The 14,411-nt window shown below is 65.6% G+C and carries 16 protein-coding genes; 11 read left to right on the forward strand and 5 right to left on the reverse strand.

Annotated elements, in window-relative coordinates; genetic code table 11:
• Positions 1-4 precede the first annotated feature (4 nt).
• Positions 5-427: a VOC family protein gene (locus DVB37_RS22180; RefSeq protein ID WP_104145603.1), complete on the forward strand. Its 423-nt coding sequence runs from the start codon at positions 5-7 to the stop codon at positions 425-427.
• 33 nt (positions 428-460) lie between these two features.
• On the opposite strand, the gene DVB37_RS22185 is transcribed toward DVB37_RS22180, so the two are convergent.
• Both DVB37_RS22185 and kynU read right to left on the reverse strand, forming a co-directional pair.
• Positions 461-1,867, reverse strand: coding sequence for an amino acid permease (locus DVB37_RS22185; RefSeq protein ID WP_046805174.1), 1,407 nt, complete (start codon positions 1,865-1,867; stop codon positions 461-463).
• 96 nt (positions 1,868-1,963) lie between these two features.
• On the reverse strand, positions 1,964-3,214 hold the full coding sequence (kynU, locus tag DVB37_RS22190; protein WP_104145605.1) for a kynureninase: 1,251 nt from the start codon (positions 3,212-3,214) through the stop codon (positions 1,964-1,966).
• 138 nt (positions 3,215-3,352) lie between these two features.
• Here kynU and DVB37_RS22195 point away from each other — a divergent pair, with 138 nt between their 5' ends.
• The gene (locus DVB37_RS22195; protein ID WP_120156789.1) at positions 3,353-3,826 is read left to right on the forward strand and encodes an Lrp/AsnC family transcriptional regulator; all 474 of its coding nucleotides are present in this window, start codon (positions 3,353-3,355) and stop codon (positions 3,824-3,826) included.
• Here DVB37_RS22195 and DVB37_RS22200 read toward each other — a convergent pair.
• Positions 3,823-4,452: a hemolysin III family protein gene (locus DVB37_RS22200; RefSeq protein WP_120156790.1), complete on the reverse strand. Its 630-nt coding sequence runs from the start codon at positions 4,450-4,452 to the stop codon at positions 3,823-3,825. The two genes, DVB37_RS22195 and DVB37_RS22200, sit on opposite strands and share 4 nt — an antisense overlap.
• Before the next feature lie 173 nt (positions 4,453-4,625).
• Positions 4,626-5,672, reverse strand: a complete 1,047-nt coding sequence (locus tag DVB37_RS22205; RefSeq protein ID WP_120156791.1) for a P1 family peptidase — start codon at positions 5,670-5,672, stop codon at positions 4,626-4,628.
• Between the two features lie 233 nt (positions 5,673-5,905).
• Between DVB37_RS22205 and DVB37_RS22210 the strand changes: the two genes are divergently transcribed.
• From DVB37_RS22210 to DVB37_RS22220, 3 genes are all read left to right on the forward strand, one after another.
• A complete protein-coding gene (locus DVB37_RS22210) occupies positions 5,906-6,688 on the forward strand; it encodes an amino acid ABC transporter substrate-binding protein (protein WP_046805169.1) in 783 nt (260 codons plus the stop codon).
• Positions 6,689-6,772: 84 nt separating this feature from the next.
• Positions 6,773-7,453, forward strand: a complete 681-nt coding sequence (locus DVB37_RS22215; protein ID WP_039884473.1) for an ABC transporter permease subunit — start codon at positions 6,773-6,775, stop codon at positions 7,451-7,453.
• Complete coding sequence (locus tag DVB37_RS22220) at positions 7,450-8,205, forward strand: amino acid ABC transporter ATP-binding protein (protein WP_046805168.1); 756 nt, start codon at positions 7,450-7,452, stop codon at positions 8,203-8,205. The genes DVB37_RS22215 and DVB37_RS22220 overlap by 4 nt, the downstream gene beginning before the upstream one ends.
• A 191-nt stretch (positions 8,206-8,396) precedes the next feature.
• On the opposite strand, the gene DVB37_RS22225 is transcribed toward DVB37_RS22220, so the two are convergent.
• On the reverse strand, positions 8,397-9,077 hold the full coding sequence (locus DVB37_RS22225) for a peptidoglycan DD-metalloendopeptidase family protein (RefSeq protein ID WP_046805167.1): 681 nt from the start codon (positions 9,075-9,077) through the stop codon (positions 8,397-8,399).
• A 320-nt stretch (positions 9,078-9,397) separates the two neighbouring features.
• Between DVB37_RS22225 and DVB37_RS22230 the strand changes: the two genes are divergently transcribed.
• The 6 genes from DVB37_RS22230 to cyoA all read left to right on the forward strand — a co-directional run bounded on the left by DVB37_RS22230 (position 9,398) and on the right by cyoA (position 14,409).
• Positions 9,398-9,826, forward strand: coding sequence for a DUF2946 family protein (locus tag DVB37_RS22230; protein WP_104145609.1), 429 nt, complete (start codon positions 9,398-9,400; stop codon positions 9,824-9,826).
• A 64-nt stretch (positions 9,827-9,890) separates the two neighbouring features.
• Complete coding sequence (locus DVB37_RS22235) at positions 9,891-10,592, forward strand: SCO family protein (RefSeq protein ID WP_104145610.1); 702 nt, start codon at positions 9,891-9,893, stop codon at positions 10,590-10,592.
• A gap of 75 nt (positions 10,593-10,667) precedes the next feature.
• The gene (locus tag DVB37_RS22240) at positions 10,668-11,231 is read left to right on the forward strand and encodes a copper chaperone PCu(A)C (RefSeq protein WP_104145611.1); all 564 of its coding nucleotides are present in this window, start codon (positions 10,668-10,670) and stop codon (positions 11,229-11,231) included.
• A gap of 252 nt (positions 11,232-11,483) precedes the next feature.
• Complete coding sequence (locus DVB37_RS22245; protein WP_104145612.1) at positions 11,484-12,686, forward strand: ATP-binding protein; 1,203 nt, start codon at positions 11,484-11,486, stop codon at positions 12,684-12,686.
• 4 nt (positions 12,687-12,690) lie between these two features.
• Positions 12,691-13,242: a response regulator transcription factor gene (locus DVB37_RS22250; RefSeq protein WP_120156792.1), complete on the forward strand. Its 552-nt coding sequence runs from the start codon at positions 12,691-12,693 to the stop codon at positions 13,240-13,242.
• A 258-nt stretch (positions 13,243-13,500) separates the two neighbouring features.
• Entirely contained in the window at positions 13,501-14,409 is a 909-nt protein-coding gene (cyoA, locus tag DVB37_RS22255) for a ubiquinol oxidase subunit II (protein ID WP_046805243.1), read from the forward strand.
• The last annotated feature ends 2 nt before the right edge of the window (positions 14,410-14,411 follow it).

The following is a 14,411-nucleotide window of genomic DNA, read 5'->3' on the forward strand; positions in this document are numbered from 1 at the left end:
CCTCATGACCGACAGCAACTACGTCCTTTTCTACGTCGAAAAACCCCAGGCCAGCGCCGCGTTCTACAGCGCGCTGCTGCAACGCCAGCCCGTCGAAAATTCGCCCACCTTTGCCCTGTTCGTGCTGGACTCCGGCTTGAAGCTGGGCCTGTGGTCGCGCTACACCGTCGAGCCCGCCGCCGCCGGACGCGGCGGCGCGTCTGAACTGGCTTTTTGCGTGGCCGACGCCGACGCGCTTAACCAGCGCCATCGTGAATGGAGCCTGCGCGGCCTGCCCATTCTGCAAGCGCCCACCGACATGGATTTTGGCCGCACCTTCGTGGCGCTGGACCCCGACGGCCACCGCCTGCGCGTGTTTTCACCCTTGGCGCAAACGGCGGCCCCGGCGGAAGCCGCGCAGGTGGCCGAGGCCCCCACCGGCGGCTGAACCCGCAAGGCCGGCTGCCGGGCCGGCCCGGGTTCAGCCGCGCTGCTCGCCAGCTTGAAGCGCGACCGATTCGGCGCGCTTCTTGAACAGCACCCCGTACAACACCGCCAGGATCACCAGGAACGGCACGCCGAACACCAGCGTCATCTTGAAGACGTTGGTGTAGTAGGTGGTGACCAGGATGGCCAGCATCGCCACCGCGCCCAACAACGTCAGCACTGGAAAGCCGGGCATGCGGAACGACAGCGCGCCACCCCCTTCCCTTGCCCAGCGGCGGCGAAAGAAGTAGTGCGTGATGAAGATCATCATCCAGGTGAACAGCGCGCCGAACATCGAAATGGCCATCATCAAGGTAAAGGCCGTGTCGGGCACCATGACCTTGAGCACCACGGCAATGGCGATGCCGCTGGTGGACAGCAGCAGCGCGTTCAGCGGCGTGCCGCTACGCGTAAGCCGGCCGAACAACGACGGCGCGTGACCGGCGCGCGACAGGCTGAACATCATGCGCGTGGTGATGTACAGCTGGCTGTTCATGGCCGATAACGCCGCCACCAGCACGATGAAGTTGATGACGCCCGCGGCGCCGGGGATGTCCAGCGCCAGCATCACCTTCACAAACGGGCTGCCTGCCTTGCCGGCTTCGTTCCAGGGCACGATGGCCAGGATCAGCGCCAGCGTCAGCAGGTAGAACACCACCAGCCGCACGATAGTGGCGCGAAACGCCTTCTTCACGGCGCGCTCGGGGTCTTCGGCCTCGCCGGCCGCCACGGCGATCATTTCGACGCTCAGGTAGCTGAAGATCGAAATCACCACCGCGACCCACATGCCCCACAGCCCGTTGGGAAAGAAGCCGCCGTGCGCCGTGTATTGCGCCACGCCGTACTGCGGGTTGCCCCACACCACGTACGCGCCCAGGATGATGAAGGCCACGATGGCCGTGATCTTGATGGTGGAAAACCAATATTCAATGGTGCCGAACGCCTTGACGCTCATGGCGTTGACCAGGATCAGCGCCCCGGAAAACACGCACACCCACAGCCACCCGGGCACATCGGGAAACCAGAAGTGCATGTATTCGGCCACCGCCGTGACCTCGGTGCCCACCGCCAGCACGACGCAGGACCAGTACGCGTAGCGCACCAGGAAGCCGGCCAACGGGCCGATGTAGTGCTCGGCGTAGGCGCCGAACGACCCCGAGGTGGAATGCGCCACCGTCATTTCGGCCAGGCAACCCATCAGCAGCAACGTGATCAGCCCGCCGATGGCGTAGCTGATGATGACGCTGGGCCCGGCGAAACCAATGGCGAATTTACTGCCCAGAAACAGGCCCGTGCCCACGGCCCCACCGATGGCGATCATGCTCATCTGGCCCGAGGTCAAGCGCCGCTTGAGGCCTTGTTCGCGTTCGGCGATCTGGCCGAATCCTTGTGGTTTTTTCATTGTCTCCTGCCTTGTTGTCTTGTCCGTTGCCGCCTTGCTTTATCGGCGGGGCCGGCGTTGGGCCGGCCCCGCAAGGTCGGGCACGCTCTATGGCGTTCAGGTCACGGTCGAACGTTGCTGGTATTCCGGCTTGTCCCAGGCGCGGGTGTCGAGCACGTCTTTCAGGATGTCCACCGCGTCCCACACGTCGGCATAGCCGAAGTACAGCGGCGTCAGGCCGAAACGCAGGACCTCGGGTTCGCGGTAATCGCCGATCAGGCCGCGCGCGATCAGCGCCTGCATGACTTCGTAGCCATTGGGATGCAGGAAGCTGACGTGGCTGCCGCGCAGCGCGTGATCGCGCGGGGTGACGAGCTTGAGCGGATGGGCGGCGCAGCGTTCTTCGACCAGCTTGATGAACAGGTCGCCCAATGCCAGCGACTTTTCGCGCACCTGCGCCATGTCGGCCGCCTTGGCCACGTCCAGGCCGCATTCCACCAGGGACAGCGACACGATGGGCTGCGTGCCGCACAGGTAGCGGCGGATGCCGCCGGCCGGTTCGTAGGCCACGGCCATGTCGAACGGGCGCGTGTGGCCCCACCAGCCGGACAGCGGCTGCCAGAAGTCCTGGGTGTGGCGCGGCGCCACCCAGATGAAGGCCGGAGAACCCGGGCCGCCGTTCAGGTACTTATAGGTGCAGCCAACGGCAAAGTCGGCATTGGCGCCGTTCAGGTCCACCGGCACCGCGCCCGCGGCATGGGCCAGGTCCCAGATGGTCAGCGCGCCGCGCTGGTGCGCCAGCGCGGTCACGCTGGCCATGTCGTGCATCTGGCCGCTGCGGTAGTTCACGTGCGACAGCAGCATCACGGCAACCGAGTCGTCCAGCGCCTTGTCCAGCGGCAGGTCGGCGTCGATCAGGCGCATTTCATAGCCCTGCTCAAGCAGGTCGATCATGCCCTGGATCATGTACAGGTCGGTGGGGAAATTGTCGCGCTCGGACAGGATGACGCGGCGCGACGGCTGCTTTTGCTGCTGGATGCGCAGCGCGGCGGCCAGCGCCTTGAAGATGTTCAGCGAGGTGGTGTCGGTAACGACCAGTTCGCCTTCGCGCGCGCCCAGCAGGCTGCCCAGCTTGTCGCCCAGGCGCACGGGCAGTTCAAACCAGCCGGCGGTGTTCCAGCTGCGGATCAGGTCTTTGCCCCATTCCTGGGTGATGACGCCGGCGGCGCGGGCGGCAGCGCCCTTGGGCATGACGCCCAGCGAGTTGCCGTCCATATAGAGCACACCGGGCGGCAGCTCGAAGCGGTCTTTCAGGGGGGCCAGGGGGTCTTTCCGGTCTGCGGCGACGCAGTCTTCGCGAGTCGTCATGCGATGCTCCTTCGGGCAATATGCTGGGAACAGGATAGCAGCGCGGTGGTGCCGAAAAATTGCAAACCCGGGCGTGGCTTACCCTAGAATTCCGCATTAAATTGCACGCATAGCCCGTTTTTAGAATTGGATTGCACCATGCACCTAGACGCGATTGACCAGCGCATCCTGTACCGTTTGCAAGAGAACGGCCAGCTCAGCAACCAGGACCTGGCCGAGCAGGTGGCGCTGTCGCCGTCGGCCTGCCTGCGCCGCGTGCGCGCGCTAGAAGAAGGCGGTTTCATCCGCAACTACCGCGCGGTGCTGGATGCCGACAAGCTGGGGTTCGAGCTTGAAGCCATTGTCCATGTGTCGCTGGACCAGTCGCGCCCCGGGTGGCACGAGGCCTTTCTGGCCGGCATCGCGGCGCATGACGAGATCACGGAAGCCAGCATCGTGACAGGCGCGTCCAACTACATCTTGTTGGTGCGCACGCGCAATCTGGCGGCGTTTTCGCAGTTTGTGGAAGACAAGCTGAGCAAGATCGCGGGGGTGCGCGACCTGTGTTCGCATATCGTCATGCGCAAGGTCAAAGACCGGGGCGGCATGCTGCCGCTGGCGGCGTGGCGCTAGGCCGCACCAAACTTCAGAAAGCCGAATACCGTAACGAAATGGCAGGCCGAGCCGCCCATGACGAACAAGTGCCAGATGCCGTGGGCATGGCGCCAGCGCTTGTCATTGACGTAGAACAGCGTACCGACGGTGTAAGCAGCCGCCCCCGCGAGCAGCCAGGCGAGGCCCGCTGACGACAAGGCGCCCGCGATGGGCGCGGCAAACATCACGCCCAGCCAGCCCATGGCCAGGTATAGCGGCAAGGCCGGCGCCGCCGCGCGCGCCCACCATAGCTCGCGGCTGATGCCCACGGCGGCCAGCAGCCAGATCGCCACGCCCATGGCCGCGCCCCAGGCATGCTGCACCGGCCCGAACGCCAGCGGCGTGTAAGTGCCGGCAATCAACAGATAGATGGCGCAATGATCGGCCTTGGCCCAGCGCGCCTTGTAGCGGCCGCGCGTGCAGTGATACAGCACCGACGACGCATAGACCGCGATCATCGACGCCGCGAATACCGCGCTGCTGATGACCTGCCGCGCGTCCACCTTCAATTCGGTGGCGCGCGAAATCAGCGCGCCGGATGCCGCCACCGCCAGCGCCAGGCCCGCCAGATGCGTGGCGCCATTGAATCGTTCGCCTTTGTACATGGGTGTCCTCTCGCAACGCCGAAGCCGCATCGGCGCCCCGCCATGATCGGCCCGCGATGTGACAGATTGACGTCACCGGGGTCGGGCAGGGGACAGCAAGCAGCAGGCCACGGACAGCGAACAGCGGACAGCGGCCGGGCCGGCCACGCCGGCCCGCGCCATGCGGGCAACCATCAAGCGACGAAGTCCACGGCGGCGGGAAACCCTTCAACGGCACGCGCCGCCAGGATGGCGCGCTGCACGGCGATGGCCATGGCCTCGGCAGCCATGACGCCCAGCAGCATCACGTTGCCGTGCTTGCCGGACGTGCCGGTGCCCAGTGCGAAGATCGTGTCGCCATCCAGCATGGTGTGGATCGGGTTGATGCTGCGGGCCAGGCCGTCGTGCGCCATGCCCGCGATTTTCTGCGCCTGCGCCTTGGTCAGCGTGGCGTCGGTGGCCACCACGCCGATGGTGGTGGCCGTGCCGGGGCGCATGGATCGCGGCAATTCGCCGGCCAGGATGGCCGCCCGCGTATCCAGCAGCTGTTTGCCGTCGGCCGTGCGCGCACCCGCCAGGATGCGGCCGGTGGCCGGGTCCAGCACGTCGCCCACCGCATTGACCGCCACGATGGCGCCCACGGTCACGCCCGCTACTGTCAGCGACGCGCTGCCCAGCCCGCCCTTCATGGCGCGCTGCGGCCCGTACAACTTGCCGACGGTGGCGCCCGCGCCCGCGCCGACATTGCCTTCTTCGGTCGCCTCGGTGGACGCCGATTTGCACGCCTGGTAGCCCGCCGCCGCATCCGGCCGTATCGAGGCGTCGCCCACGCCCAGGTCAAACAGAATGGCCGACGGCACAATCGGCACATGGGCCACGCCCACGTCGAAGCCGATCTTCTTTTCTTCCAGATAGCGCATCACGCCGGAGGCCGCATCCAGGCCGAAGGCGCTGCCGCCGGACAGCACGATGGCATGTACTTTTTCCACCATGTTGACGGGATTGAGCAGGTCGGTTTCGCGAGTACCCGGCGCGGCGCCCCGCACATCGACTCCGCCCGTGGCGCCCGCCTCGGCAATGATGACCGTGCAGCCGGTGGGGCGGCGCGTGTCGGTGTAGTGACCCACGCGCAGGCCCGTGACGTCGGTGATGCTGCCCGACCCGGGCATCCGCGCCGAAGTCTTCGCGCCCTGCGCCTGCACGCCCCCGGCAAATGCCGCCGCGCCCGCGGCCGCCGCCATGAATGCCCGCCTGTTCCATCGCTGTTGCACGCCGATCTCCGTTCAGATACCGATAGCTGGAAAAATGCCGACCGCTGACGGGCGATCGGACACCTGTTAATGACTCGTGGCTATATTTTTACTATTCCTTATGCTTTGTGGAAAAATAGACGCGTTGCTAGAGTGCGGCTACGACGGAGGGCATACAACTTGCGGTGCCCTCCCCAATGACACCGATCTTCCGGAGCATTGCCATGAAACTCTTCCGCTCACTGTTCATCGCCGGCCTTATCCAGGCCGCCGCCTTGGCCCCCGCCCACGCCCAATCCGGCCTGGACCAGATCAAGTCCGCGGGCACCTTCAAGATTGGCACCGAAGGCACCTACGCCCCGTTCACCTTCCACGATGCATCGGGGCAGCTTACCGGTTTTGACGTGGACATTGGGCGCGCCATCGCCGAACGCCTGGGCGTGAAGGCGCAGTTTGTGGAAGGCAAATGGGACGGCCTGATCGCGGGCCTGGACGCCAAGCGCTATGACGCGGTGATCAACCAGGTGGGCATCACCGATGCGCGCAAAGCAAAATACGACTTTTCCGATCCGTACATCTCGTCGGCCGCCGTGCTGATCGTGCGCGACGACAACACCACCATCAAGTCGTTCGACGACCTGAAGGGCAAGAAGTCCGCCAACACGCTGACCAGCAATTTCGGCAAACTGGCGCAAAGCCATGGCGCGCAAGTGGTGGCGGTGCAAGGCTTTAACGAAGCCATCGACCTGTTGACCTCGGGCCGCGTGGAAGCCACCGTTAACGACAACCTGTCGTTCCTGGACTTCAAGAAGCAAAAGCCGAACGCCAAGGTCAAGATCGCGGCCACCGACAAGACCGCCGAATTCAGCAATTCAGGCGTGCTGATCCGCAAGGGCAACCCCGAGCTGCAAGCCGCCATCAACAAGGCGCTGGCGGACATCAAGGCCGACGGCACCTACAAGACCATTTCGGTCAAATACTTCGGCACGGACCTGTCGGCGCAGTAAGCCGCGCGCACGCTCATGACGCTACCTACCTGGCTACAGGCGGTGATGCCGGATTGGCTGCTGGCGCAGATCGGATCCTGGACCGTGCCCGCCTGGGTGCAGCTGATGGCCGATTCGTTCTGGCCGTTGCTGCATGCCGGGCTGGTGTTCACCGTTCCGCTGACCTTGATGTCGTTCGCGCTGGGCCTGGCGCTGGCCTTCGTGGTGGCGTTGATCCGCCTGTTCGGGCCCGCGCCGCTGGTGGCGCTGGTGCGCTTTTATGTCTGGCTGATCCGGGGCACGCCGCTGTTGGTGCAGTTGTTCGTCATCTTCTACGGCCTGCCCAGCGTGGGCATCGTGCTGGACCCCTTGCCCGCCGCGCTGATCGGCTTCACGCTGAACGTGGGCGCGTACAACTCCGAAGTGATACGCGGCGCCATTGAATCCATCACCAAGGGCCAATGGGAAGCCGCGTATTCGCTAAGCATGACGCGCGGCCAGGCGCTGCGCCGCACGATCCTGCCACAGGCCGCGCGCGTGGCGGTGCCGCCGCTGTCGAACTCGTTCATTGCGCTGGTCAAGGACACGTCGCTGGCGGCGGTGCTGACCGTGCCCGAGATTTTTCAGGCAGCGCAGCGCATCGCGGCGGTCACCTATGAACCGTTGATCCTGTACACCGAAGCCGCGCTGATCTACCTGGTGTTCAGTTCCGTGTTGTCTGCCGCGCAGGTTCGGCTGGAGCGGCGCTTCGGCCAGCATGCGGTGTTTTCCGAGAAGACGCGATGATACGGCTGCAAAAGATCGAAAAAGCATTTGGCGGCAATCCGGTGCTCAAAGCGGTGGACGTGTCCATCGCCGAAGGCAGCGTGACCGCGCTGATCGGCCCGTCCGGCAGCGGCAAGAGCACGCTGCTGCGCTGCGTGAATCTGCTGGAAGTGCCGGACCGGGGCACGCTCACCCTGGGGCCGGAAACGGTGCAGTTCGAGCCGGGCGTGAAGCTGGCGCGCGACCAGGTGCAACGCGTGCGCAAGCAGACCGGCATGGTGTTCCAGAACTTTCAGCTGTTTCCGCACCAGACGGTGATCGGCAATGTGATGGAAGGTCTGCTGACAGTACAGAAGTGGCCGCTGGACAAGGCCCGCGCCCGCGCCGAAGAATTGCTGAAAAAAGTGGGCATGGCCGAAAAGGCCGACGCGTGGCCGGCCAATTTATCGGGTGGGCAACAGCAGCGCGTGGCGATTGCACGCGCCCTGGCGCCCGCGCCGCGCGTGTTGCTGTGCGACGAGCCCACATCCGCGCTGGACCCGGGCCTGGCGGCCGAAGTCGTGGACGTGTTGCGGCAGCTGGCTGCCGAGGGCATGACGATGTTGATGGCCACGCACGACCTGCGCCTGGCGGCCAGCGTATCGCGCGAGGTGGTGTTTCTGCTGGATGGCGTGGTGGTTGAAGCAGGCGAATCCCGCACGATCTTCTCGCGCCCCGAAGACCCGCGCACCGCCACGTTCATTTCCACGCTGACACAGGACGCCGGCGCGTAGAAGGCGGCGCGCGGCTAGCGGCGCGCGGCTAGCGATGCGCGGCCAGCGGCGCGCGGCTAGCGATGCGCGGCCAGCGGCGCGCGGCTAGCGGCGGACGGCTAGCAGGTGCACGGCTGGCAGAGTTGCGGCGATCAGACGCAAGGCCGCCCGAAATACGGGCGGTTCGCGCCCTTCGCCGTCGCCCTGATCCACTATCGCGGAGGCAGATTCCCCGCCGGGTCCACCGCCTGGCCGTCGTAGCGCAGTTCAAAGTACAGCCCGACCTGCTTGCTGTCGCTATTGCCCATTTCGGCAATCTTCTGCCCCTGCTTCACGCTTTGCCCTTCCTTGACCAGCAGCTTGCTGTTGTGCGCGTAGATACTCAGGAAGCTGGCGTTGTGCTTGACGATCACCAGATGCCCGTAGCCCCGCAAGCCGCTGCCCGAATACGCAACGGTGCCACCCGCCGCCGCCACCACCGGCGTACCCGAGGAATTTGAAATCACGATGCCGTTCGAGCCGCCGCCGTCATAGCCGCGCGTGACCTTGCCCTGCGCCGGCCACACCAGCGAAATTGCCCCCGGTGGCGCCGTGCGGCGTTTGCCGCCCGATGGGGAAGACCGCGACGTGGACGCCGGCTTCGATGCCGACTTGCTGGGCGTGGACGTGCGCGCCTGCCCGGCCGGAGGCTCGACGCGCAGCACTTGTCCGACTTCGATGTTGTTGGAATTGGACAGGCTGTTCCAGCGCACCAGATTGCTGACCGAGGTGCCCTGCTTGCGCGCGATCTGCGTCAGCGTGTCGCCCGATTGCACGCGGTAGTAGCCCGGCTGGACTTTGGTGGTGCCGCAGGCCGACAACAGCGCAGCCAGCAGCACAACACACAGGCCCATCCATATACGATTGCGCGACCACGTTCGCGGGGCGCGCGCAGAAGGCGGCGAGGCGGTCGCAAGAACGGGCACGGACAGAGTCGGGGCGGACAAGGAAAGCACTGAAACCTGGGGCACTGAGGTAGGGGTTCAACAGGGTTTGAGGGTCGGGATGGCGCAACTGCGTTCAAGGGTACCAAGATTTTTAAACGGCCGGTGGCGGCGCGATGGTGCAGGGGCGCGCCGTGGTCGCAAGCGGGCACATGCCCATGCCCTGGCGCGCTCGGCCACGCCCCCGCCACGCCCGATGGTCCGCGCAGCCATCGACTAGAATGCCCGCTATGTCCGAAATGTCCCGCCTCTTACGCTTCTCGGGCGCCACGCGCGCCCGGGTTGTGTTGTGGCTGGCGCTTTTGGCGCTGACGCTGCGCGCGTTGGTGCCCACCGGGTACATGCCGGACACGCGCGCCTTGCACGAAGGCCGCTTCGAAGTCACGTTCTGCTCCGCAGCAGGCGAGCTGTCCACGCTGGACCTCAAACTGGAATCGCCCCGCAACGACGGCTCGGCGCGGCACGACGCCACTGAGACCGGCGCGCAATGTCCCTTCGGCCTGCTGGCGCACGTGGCGCCCGCGCCCACGCCCACCGTATCCCCAATCGTCGTGCCCACGGGCCGCCCGGCCCCGCCCGCGATTGCGTACCGGGCGCTGCCCCCGCTGGCCGCGCACGGCCCGCCGCTAGGGTCGCGCGCCCCACCCTCGCTGGTCTGATCCCGCCTGGTTCGCGCGGCTAATTGCCGCGCGCCCCGCCGACACGACCATCTTCGAGGTTTACATGCGTTTCCCCTTCTCGCGCGCGCCCCATGGCGCGGCGCCTTCTGTTGCGCTCTCCGTTGCATCTCCCGGCACATCCGGCCTCGCGGCCGCCGACGCGTCCTCTCGCCACCTCGGCCTGGCCCCCGACTCCCGCCGTCGCCTGCTGCTGTCTTGCCTGCCCCTTGCGGCCTTGACCTTGGCCGGCTGCGGGCCGGACGCCCCCAAGCTGCTGGGCATGGACCTGTCCGGCATGCCCACGGGCGACTTCCAATTGCAGGACGTCAACGGCCAATCGCGCACCCTGGCCGACTACCGCGGCCACCCCATCCTGCTGTTCTTCGGCTTTACCCAATGCCCCGACATCTGCCCCACGGCGCTGACCCGCGCCCTGGAGATCAAGGATCTGCTGGGCGCCGACGCCGACAAGCTGCGCGTGCTGTTCATCACCGTGGACCCGGAACGCGACACGCCAGAAATCCTGGGCGCATACACCAGCGCCTTCGACCCCGGCTTTGTGGGCCTGCGCGGCACCGCCGAACAGACGCGCGCCGCCGCCCAGTCCTTCAAGGTGTTCTATCAGAAGGTGCCGACCGGCTCGTCCTACACCATGGACCACACCGCGCTGACCTATGTGATTGACGCCAAGGGCAAGCTGCGTATCGCCCTGCGCCATGCGCAGTCCGCCGCCGAATGCGTGCAAGACCTGCGCACGGTGTTGTAAGGCCGCGCTTTGCAAGACGACCCCGGTTGGAAGGCCGGGAAATCTATATAAATTCTTAAAAGAAGAGACCCCATCATGAAGAACTTTTCGCTTCGCACGTTTGCCACCGCCCTGTCCCTGTCCGTGCTGGCCGGCGTTGCCGCCACCGCCCATGCCGCCGACGCCAGCAAGGCGACCGGCGCCACCAATGCCACCAACGCGACAAGCAACGCCACCAACGCGACAAGCAACGCCACCGTGAAAGTCGAAGACGCCTGGGTGCGCGCCACCGTGCCCAACCAGCACGCCACGGGCGTCTTCATGCGCCTGACCTCGCCCGAGGCCGGCCGCCTGATCGCCGTGGAGTCGGACGCCGCCAAGCACGTGGAAGTGCACGAAATGGCAATGCAGGACGACGTCATGAAAATGCGCCAGGTCCCCGCCATCGCCTTGCCCGCCGGCCAGCCGGTGGACCTGAAGCCCGGCGGCTATCACGTCATGCTCATCGACCTGGCCCGCCAGATCACCCCCGGCGACCACATCGACGTGACCCTGATCGTGGAAGACGCCAAGCAGCAACAACACCGCGTGCCGGTGTCGGTTGAAGCCCGCGCGCTGAACGCGAAGGCCGGCGAGGCGCCCGCCAAGCACGGCCACTGAGGCGCGATGCACGGCGATTGACGCTCTATATATAGCGGTACGGACGACGCCCGGCTTTATTGGGGACGCACATGTCACCCCGCCGTCAGCGTCGGCCGCTGAATCGCCATACAATGCCAGCACATCCACCGTCGGCGCCTGTCTCCAGGGCCGGCGGCAGCCGGCTTTCTACGCCGCGCGCCGGATGCCTGCGTTCCGCGCCGCCGGGCGCTTGACCCGCCGGCGGGCCCGCCGGCAACTCTGTGTCTGGATATGCCCGGTAGTTCCGCCTTTTCATTCCTGCGTACCCTTTGCAGCCTGCGCTGGCTCGCCATCGCCGGCCAAGCCGCCACCATCCTGCTGGCCAGCAGCGTGCTGGGCCTTGCCCTGCCGCTGGAGCCCCTGTGGATCGGCGTCGGTGTCCTGATCGGCTTTAACGCCTACGCCAGCCTGCGGCTGCGCCATCCCCGCGACCTGTCCCACGCCACGGCGTTCGGCCATTTGCTGGTGGACATGGCCGCGCTGTCCTGGATGATCGGCTGGAGCGGCGGCATCAGCAATCCGTTCGGCATGATGTTCCTGATCCTGACCGCGCTGGCCGCCCTGGCGCTGCCGCGCAACTGGGCATTGGCCGCGGCGCTGGCGGGTATTTCAGGCTATGCGGCGGCGGCCATCTTCGGCCAGCCCCTGCGCGGCGACGTCGATACGCACACCCTGCTGCTGTGGGGCCTGGGCGCCAACTTCCTGATTTCGGTGGTGGTCGTGCTGGTGTTTTCCACCCGCCTGGCTTCCGACCTGCGCGCCCGCGAGCGCGAGCTGGCCCGCCTGCGCGAACGCTTCACGCGCAACGAAGGCATCGTGGCCCTGGCCACCCACGCCGCCGCCATGGCCCACGAACTGAACACCCCGCTGGCCACCATGACCCTGCTGGCCGACGAAATCGCCGCCGAGGTCAAAGACGACGACCTGCGCGAAGACGTGTCCACCCTGAGTCAATTACTGGCCCTTTGCCGGGAACGCATCCGCAATCTGGCTGTCCCAACCGCCGTGGACCTGGTGCGCGTGGTGGGTCAATGGCGGCTGATCCGCCCGACGATCGACCTGAACCGTTCGGGCTCGTTGCCCCCCAGCCTGCGGGTGGACCCGGCGATTGCGCACCTGTTGCAGGCGCTGTTGAACAACGCGGCGGACGCCGGCGAGGCGGCCGACACGCCGCGCGTGGATTTGCATCTGGAATATGGCTATGGCGCCCTGCGTGGCGAAGTGCGGGATTACGGCCGGGGCTTCGACCCCGACCAGACCCTGCTGCCCGCAACCAGCCTGTTCAACAGCGGCAAGCCGGGAGGGTTGGGCGTCGGCCTGGCCCTGTCGCATGCCACCGTGGAACAGCTGGGTGGCGAAATGACCATGACCGCCGCCGTTGGGGGAGGCACCCGCATCCGCTTTTACCTGCCCCTGGGCAACCCCGGAACTTGAAGTGATGAACCCTACCGACCTTGGCCTTCTGATCGACGACGACGAGTTGTACGTGCGCACCTTGCAGCGCAGCCTGTCGCGTCGCGGCCTGGAAACCCGAACCGCCACCGGCATCGCCGAGGCCCTGCGCGTGGCCGAGGAAATCCGCCCGGCCTTCGCGCTGGTGGACCTGCGCCTGGGCGAGGACTCCGGCCTGACGCTGATCCGCCCCTTGCGCGCGCTGCGGCCCGACATGCGCATCCTGCTGGTCACCGGTTACGCCAGCGTGGCCACCGCCGTCGAGGCCATCAAGCGCGGCGCGGACGACTACCTGCCCAAGCCCGCCACCGCGCCGATGATCCTGCGCACGCTGGGTTTGGTGAAGCCAGAATCCGTTACGATCGAAACGACCATGACACCGTTGCACCGCCTAGAATGGGAGCACATCCATCAGGCCCTGCACGAAACCGGCGGTAATGTTTCGGCGGCGGCGCGCCTCTTGGGCATGCACCGCCGGTCGCTCCAGCGCAAGCTGGCAAAAAAACCGGGGCCGGAACGCAAAGTCCTCGTCGACTGATTTGTGCGGGTGCGACACATCTTTACAACACCTCATGTGCGGGTGCGACATATCGTCGCACCCCCTGCATCTCCTCCGGGACGACTGCGCCCCTAGGAAAACCCTGAATCTGGCCCCTTCGGGACAGATTCCTCCCAGGCAATGCGACCATGTGTCGCATGCTTGATGGATATCAAGCCGATAGGATGGACGTTGCTGCTTGGCAGCATTCCAGTCTGCTGCTTTGCAGCATTTCCCACCTTCCATCCAAGGCTGTACGTGAAACACCCCCTCCTTGCGACCCTTACGCGCATTTTTGGCGTCGGCGCGGTCATGCTGCTTGGCGGCTGCAACATGGAAATCCTCTCCCCCAAGGGAGATATTGGCGCCCAAGAAAAGACTTTGCTGTTCACGGCGACCGGGCTCATGCTCATCGTTGTGATTCCAGTACTGTTCATGATTGTGGCTTTTGCCTGGAAATACCGCGCATCCAATACCAAAGCCGACTACCAGCCCAAGTGGGCCCATTCCACGGCGATTGAAGTCGTAGTCTGGACCGTTCCTTGTATCATCGTGGCGATTCTTGCCGTGATCACCTGGCGCTCCACGCACGCGCTGGACCCTTACAAGCCGCTCGTATCCGAACACAAGCCCGTCACCATCGAGGTGGTGTCGCTGGATTGGAAGTGGCTGTTCATCTACCCCGACTACGACATCGCCACGGTCAACGAGATCGCGTTCCCCGTGGACGTTCCGGTTAACTTCCGCATCACGTCGGCCTCGGTGATGAATTCGTTCTTCATTCCCCAACTGGGTAGCCAGATCTACTCGATGGCCGGCATGGAAACGAAGTTGCACCTGAATGCGCGCGAAGCCGGTACGTACGCCGGCATCTCGGCCAACTACAGCGGCGCCGGTTTCTCCGGCATGCGCTTCAAGGCCATCGCCACGTCGCAAGAAGGGTTCGACAACTGGGTCAAGGAAGCCAAGGCTTCGCCCACGGCCCTGACCCCCGAGGTCTACGCAGAGCTGACCAAGCGCAGCGAACGCAACCCGGTGGTCAAGTATTCGTCGGCGCCTCCCGCCATGTTTGATTTCGTCTTGGGCAGCACGATGTCCAAGATGGCCGGTGTGGACTCCGCCACGTGCACGTCCACGTCGAACAATCTGATCGCAGGAATTAACTAACA

Source organism: Achromobacter sp. B7, from assembly GCF_003600685.1.
In the GTDB taxonomy this organism is placed as follows: Bacteria; Pseudomonadota; Gammaproteobacteria; order Burkholderiales; family Burkholderiaceae_B; genus Achromobacter; species Achromobacter spanius_B.

Bases quoted from the DNA above. Each gene is read 5' to 3' on its own strand.
- DVB37_RS22220 (WP_046805168.1), top strand. From the start codon at position 7,450: ATGATACGGCTGCAAAAGATCGAAAAAGCATTTGGCGGCAATCCGGTG.
- DVB37_RS22185 (WP_046805174.1), bottom strand. From the start codon at position 1,867: ATGAAAAAACCACAAGGATTCGGCCAGATCGCCGAACGCGAACAAGGC.
- DVB37_RS22180 (WP_104145603.1), top strand. From the start codon at position 5: ATGACCGACAGCAACTACGTCCTTTTCTACGTCGAAAAACCCCAGGCC.
- DVB37_RS22230 (WP_104145609.1), top strand. From the start codon at position 9,398: ATGTCCGAAATGTCCCGCCTCTTACGCTTCTCGGGCGCCACGCGCGCC.
- kynU (WP_104145605.1), bottom strand. From the start codon at position 3,214: ATGACGACTCGCGAAGACTGCGTCGCCGCAGACCGGAAAGACCCCCTG.
- DVB37_RS22210 (WP_046805169.1), top strand. From the start codon at position 5,906: ATGAAACTCTTCCGCTCACTGTTCATCGCCGGCCTTATCCAGGCCGCC.
- DVB37_RS22195 (WP_120156789.1), top strand. From the start codon at position 3,353: ATGCACCTAGACGCGATTGACCAGCGCATCCTGTACCGTTTGCAAGAG.
- DVB37_RS22200 (WP_120156790.1), bottom strand. From the start codon at position 4,452: ATGTACAAAGGCGAACGATTCAATGGCGCCACGCATCTGGCGGGCCTG.
- DVB37_RS22225 (WP_046805167.1), bottom strand. From the start codon at position 9,077: ATGGGCCTGTGTGTTGTGCTGCTGGCTGCGCTGTTGTCGGCCTGCGGC.
- DVB37_RS22235 (WP_104145610.1), top strand. From the start codon at position 9,891: ATGCGTTTCCCCTTCTCGCGCGCGCCCCATGGCGCGGCGCCTTCTGTT.
- DVB37_RS22240 (WP_104145611.1), top strand. From the start codon at position 10,668: ATGAAGAACTTTTCGCTTCGCACGTTTGCCACCGCCCTGTCCCTGTCC.
- DVB37_RS22245 (WP_104145612.1), top strand. From the start codon at position 11,484: ATGCCCGGTAGTTCCGCCTTTTCATTCCTGCGTACCCTTTGCAGCCTG.
- DVB37_RS22250 (WP_120156792.1), top strand. From the start codon at position 12,691: ATGAACCCTACCGACCTTGGCCTTCTGATCGACGACGACGAGTTGTAC.
- DVB37_RS22205 (WP_120156791.1), bottom strand. From the start codon at position 5,672: ATGGCGGCGGCCGCGGGCGCGGCGGCATTTGCCGGGGGCGTGCAGGCG.